This is a genomic window from Rothia sp. 27098_8_161, assembly GCF_041432905.1.
GTDB lineage: Bacteria > Actinomycetota > Actinomycetes > Actinomycetales > Micrococcaceae > Rothia.
On sequence record NZ_JAPWAL010000034.1, the window covers coordinates 1 to 4849 of the forward strand.

At 57.2% G+C, this 4849-nt stretch carries 4 protein-coding genes and 1 pseudogene; all 5 read left to right on the forward strand.

The features are described from left to right. Window positions 1–672, forward strand: a pseudogene (locus tag O3648_RS08050) (ABC transporter ATP-binding protein); the annotation flags it as partial. Between the two features lie 388 nt (window positions 673–1060). Next, on the forward strand, window positions 1061–1591 hold the full coding sequence (gene rplJ, locus O3648_RS08055; protein ID WP_049338065.1) for a 50S ribosomal protein L10: 531 nt from the start codon (window positions 1061–1063) through the stop codon (window positions 1589–1591). A 156-nt stretch (window positions 1592–1747) separates the two neighbouring features. Continuing rightward, window positions 1748–2122 (forward strand): 50S ribosomal protein L7/L12, encoded by a 375-nt coding sequence (gene rplL, locus O3648_RS08060; protein WP_005504884.1) that lies wholly within the window; start codon window positions 1748–1750, stop codon window positions 2120–2122. 324 nt (window positions 2123–2446) lie between these two features. After that, a complete protein-coding gene (locus tag O3648_RS08065) occupies window positions 2447–3988 on the forward strand; it encodes a glycoside hydrolase family 32 protein (RefSeq protein WP_279754863.1) in 1542 nt (513 codons plus the stop codon). Between the two features lie 661 nt (window positions 3989–4649). Continuing rightward, on the forward strand, window positions 4650–4849 hold a 200-nt coding region (locus tag O3648_RS08070; protein ID WP_371569504.1), incomplete at its 3' end, for a PTS transporter subunit EIIB.

A 4849-nucleotide genomic window follows, 5' to 3' on the forward strand; every position in this document is an offset into this window, starting at 1 on the left:
ATTGCGCGTGCTTTGATTCGTCGTGCTCCGGTGGTGCTTTTTGATGAGCCGCTGGCGAGCGTGGATGAGGAGATGAGCGCGAGTATCCGTGCGGATATTGTGCGTCTGCACGAGCGCTACGGTTTTACGGGCCTGTACGTGACCCACGATCAGAATGAGGCGCTCATGCTGGGGCAGCGGGTCGCGGTGATGGATTCCGGTTACCTGGTGCAGGTTGATAATCCGGAGCGTCTGCTGGCGCATCCGCATACTCTGCAGGTGGCGAAGCTTTTGGCGGCTCCCGCGCTGAACCTATTGGAGCTTGAGGACTCGGAGTTTCTTCCTGCCGGGTGTGAGCTTGCGATTCGTGCGACTGCTTTGCACCCCGTGGCGGCAGATGCTGCTCACCCCCTGCCGGTGCAGGTTCTCGGCTGCCGTCACCTGGTCGGTGGCATGCTGTACCGCGGGCGTCTGCTGGATGCGGTTTCCCTACCGCTGAAATCCCCGCGAGCTTCAGTGGAAACGGAGCTGAGCACCCAAATGTATGCCCGAGTGCGTGCGGGTCAGGAGCTTGAGTTCTTTATCCCGGATGCGCAGGGCACCGCCTCCCTAAACGTGGGGGAGCGGGTGCACCTGGGTGTGGTTGCTGAGCGGTGTTTCTTGTTCTCGGACGGAAAGCGTTTTTACCTCTAAAGCAGAGTGCGCCGGGCCTTTCAGAGGGGAGAAAGCGCGGGTTAATCGACTTAAAGAGGGGCTTTAAGTGATTAACCCCGCTTAATCACGTTTTTAACTTGCGACTCGGGCTTTAACCTGAGATGATAAATGAACCAAAGACCGCCGGTCTAGAACTATGTCCTTTATCGCCACCTCGATGGAGACGAAGAACAGAGTTCTGATAAGAGCAGATTTCACTAGAAATTGCCGCCCGCGTAGGTAACTCGAAGTGAATAGCCGTTGCCCTCATGTAGGGTGCCGTCTATCGTGCCTCGTACGCCTACGCGTCGGGGCATTTTTTATTGCTTGCAATAAGTGCTTCGAGGCTCTACCGGCGACCTTACAAGAATCGGAAGAAGGAACTACCATGGCGACTCAGGAAAAGATCGCTGCAGTATCCGAGCTGAAGGAACTCTTCGAAGCTTCGAACGCAGTCATCCTGACCGAATACCGCGGTCTCACTGTTGCACAGCTCAAGGAGCTGCGCCGCGCACTCGGTGCAGAGACCGAATACGCCGTGGTGAAGAACACGCTGGCTGCTATCGCAGCTAAGGAAGCTGGCATCGACGCATTCGAAGGCCACCTCCAGGGTCCCTCCGCACTGGCATTCATCAAGGGCGACCTGATTGATGCTGCTAAGGGCCTGCGTGACTTTGCCAAGGCTAACCCCCAGCTGATCGTGAAGAACGGTTACTACGAAGGTGCCGCTCTGACCGAGGACGACGTCAAGCGCTACGCTGACCTGGAATCCCGCGAGGTTCTGCTGTCCAAGGTTGCAGGTGGCGCAAAGGCAGCCATCGCACGCATCGCACAGGTTGCAGACGCACTGCGCGTCAAGCTGGAGGAGCAGGAAGGCGCAGCTCCCGCTGCTGCCGAGGAAGCTTCGGAAGAGGCATAAGCCCCTTTCGTGCTACTGCACCAGCGCTGAGATACTCAGCAGCGTGAACGCGAATAGCGTGTAACGCATCCTAAATTTGACCGACCCTTTCGGGGTAGGTACTGAAGTTTTACACCGCGGGCGTCAGCCCGCACCAGATAGTGAAGGAGCCAAACAATGGCTAAGCTGTCCATCGAAGAACTCATTGCAGCATTCAAGGAACTGTCCCTCGTTGAGGTTTCCGAGTTCGTCAAGGCATTCGAGGAAGAGTTCGACGTCACCGCAGCTGCTCCCGTTGCAGTTGTAGCAGGCGGCGCAGCAGGCGAGGCTGCTGAAGAGAAGTCCGAGTTCGACGTTATCCTGGAGTCCGCTGGCGACAAGAAGATCGCAGTGATCAAGGAAGTTCGTGCCCTGACCTCCCTCGGCCTGAAGGAAGCAAAGGACCTGGTTGACAGCGCTCCCAAGGCTCTGCTCGAGGGCGTTTCCAAGGAAGACGCTGAGAAGGCTAAGGAGCAGCTCGAGGCTGCTGGCGCAACCATCACCCTCAAGTAATCGACTTCTTCTCGATTCTTACGCGGGCGGTGCATCCATCGGATGCGCCGCCTCGCGGCATTTAACGGCCCCGCACCTACTCCGGTATGAAGACTGGGGGAGGTTCGGGGCTTCGTCGTGCCCGCTCTTTTCTCCTGTAGCAAACGGGGCATGCGCCACATAATCGGCAGGTGGCGGTATAAGCCGCTGTGGCCGCCCTGTGCCTCGGATGAGAGAGGCTGAGAGCACTGTGGTTCCTCTCTCCTGGAGCCCGGCAATGGGGGAGAGGTGCCGTATGATGGGATGAGACAACCCAGACATTCCTTTGCACGAAAGCGGATAGACATGAGCGAGCAGAAGAAAAAGAAGAAGAGCGCAACCGAGCGACCCGCCCGCGACTTGGCGGCTGAAGCACAGCAGATCCTGGACGCTTTCGGTGCCGGTGTTCGTGAAGACCGCGACTACCCGGCTCTGCACCTGGCACCTCCCGTGGGCCGTCTGAACGACCCGAACGGCCTGGTCTTCGACGGCAAGCGCTACCACGCCTTCTACCAGTACTCGCCCCTGCACCCGGAGCGTATGGTTTACTGGCGCCACGCCGTCAGTGAGGACCTGACCCACTGGACCGATGAGGGTACCGCGCTGGTTCCCGATAGCCGCTACGATTCGCACGGCTGCTACTCCGGCTCCGGCATTAAGGTTCCCGGCGGTTTTGAGTTCTTCTACACCGGTAACGTGAAGGACGAAGAAGGCAACCGCGAAACCTACCAGATTCTTGCTACCGCAGGTGAGGATGCGAAGCCGACCCGTCAGCTGCCCCCGCTGATTTCCGGCCCCGCGAAGGGCTACACCGCGCACTACCGCGACCCGCACGTCTTCGAGCGTAACGGCGAATGGTGGATGGTCATTGGCGCTCAGCGTGAGGACCTGACCGGCGCCGTGGTCGTGTACACCTCCAAGGACCGCCGCGAGTGGACTTTCCGCGGTGAGTTGGGCATCAAGGATAAGACCCTCAAGGGCACCTACATGTACGAGTGCCCCTCCCTGCTGAGCATGCGCGATGAGCTGACCGGCGAAATCCGCGACGTGCTGATTTTCAGCCCGCAGGGCATGCAGCCCCTCGGCGAGAAATACAACAACATTTTCCAGAGCGGCTACATTGTTGGTTCGCTGGATAACGAGACCCTCAAGTTCACCGTGGAGACCCCCTTTACCGAGCTGGATGCAGGTTTCGAGTTCTACGCCCCGCAGACCATCTCCGGTACCGGCCTGACCGCTGACCCGAAGGCACCGCACGATGTATGCGGCGACGCCCCGGTGATGATCGCGTGGCTGGGTAACGCTGATCAGGACGACCTGCCCTCGTGGAGCCACCGCTGGGTGCACATGTTCACCTACCCGCGTGAGCTGCACCTGCGCAACGGCAAGATTTTCCAGCGCCCGGTGCCGCAGCTCAATGACGCGATGGAGATGAACCCGCTGTACCGTGAGGAGGAGAAGGGCAAGCTCGTGGAGCTGAAGAACGCCCTGACCTTCCGTCTGCGTGGCCGCGTGAACGTCTCTGATGAGCGCGTGAAGCTGAAGATTAAGGACACTCACGGCGTGGCACTGAGCATCGTTCTGGATAAGGACTTTGTGCAGATGGACCGTGGCGGTACCCGCTACACCGAGGGTGGTAGCCTGCGCCGTCGAACCCTGAAGCGTTCGAAGATTCGCGAGTTTGACCTGCTTGTGGACGGTTCGGCTACCGAACTGTACGTGGGTGGCAAGCTGGTTGCCTCCATGGGCGCTGAGGTTATGACCGCTCGCACCTTCTTCAAGGGCGATAAGCGCCGCGTCCGCCTGACCGGTGGCGAGGTGCTGTCCCTGGAGTACGGCCGCCTCTAAGACTAAGCAACAAAATAAGATAGGGTGGTACCGATAACATCGGTACCGCCCCATCTTTTTATATGTATATGCTTATTCGTACCTGCTGGGGGCAGTCATATGGCCAGACCCATTGCCGTTGTAGTAAAGAGTACAAGTGTAGTTGCGTGGTGGAAAACCTACAATATCTGCACTACCTACAACATACCGTTGGACAAAAGTAATTTTGTACACTCCGTAGTGAGAGATGTACCCATAACGGTCCATACAGGCGCTGTAACCGCCACTAAGAACCCATCCTCGGCCAGGCCCCAAGTTATAGCCCATGTGGTACTGAGTGGAACGTACGTCGTTCCACGTAGTGGGAGGAATCCATACCGCTTGAGCTGGCGATATGCAGATACCAATAAAAAATCCGAGTGTAGCAAGTACCTTAAAAATATGACGCATCGTTGCACCTCCGTGTAAATTGATGTCTCTATTCTAACAGAGACCTAGGTTGGAGACAGTAAAAATATGGGAGGATAATGATTTGTCTTTAGAAAAATAGCGTGAAGAGATATTGCTGGCTATTGCATAAGCATAAAAGCCTACTCTCCGTGTGGAGGGTGGGCTCTCGCTTTTAAGAACTTTCCCGTGATACCATGTTTTACATTCGATATGTCAAACGTATGACATATGCATGACATGCACACACAGACATATCGCCCCAACTCATTCACAAAGCATCATCCGGTGGTGCTCCAAACAAAGGAGAGCGAGCGTGGACCACAAGTCAGTGGCACAGCGCGTGCTGAAGGACGTCGGTGGCGTCGGCAACATTCTTGCAGCCGCACACTGCGCAACCCGCCTTCGCCTCGTCCTGAAGAACCAGGACAAGGT

Bases quoted from the DNA above. Each gene is read 5' to 3' on its own strand.
- rplJ (WP_049338065.1), top strand. From the start codon at position 1,061: ATGGCGACTCAGGAAAAGATCGCTGCAGTATCCGAGCTGAAGGAACTC.
- rplL (WP_005504884.1), top strand. From the start codon at position 1,748: ATGGCTAAGCTGTCCATCGAAGAACTCATTGCAGCATTCAAGGAACTG.
- O3648_RS08065 (WP_279754863.1), top strand. From the start codon at position 2,447: ATGAGCGAGCAGAAGAAAAAGAAGAAGAGCGCAACCGAGCGACCCGCC.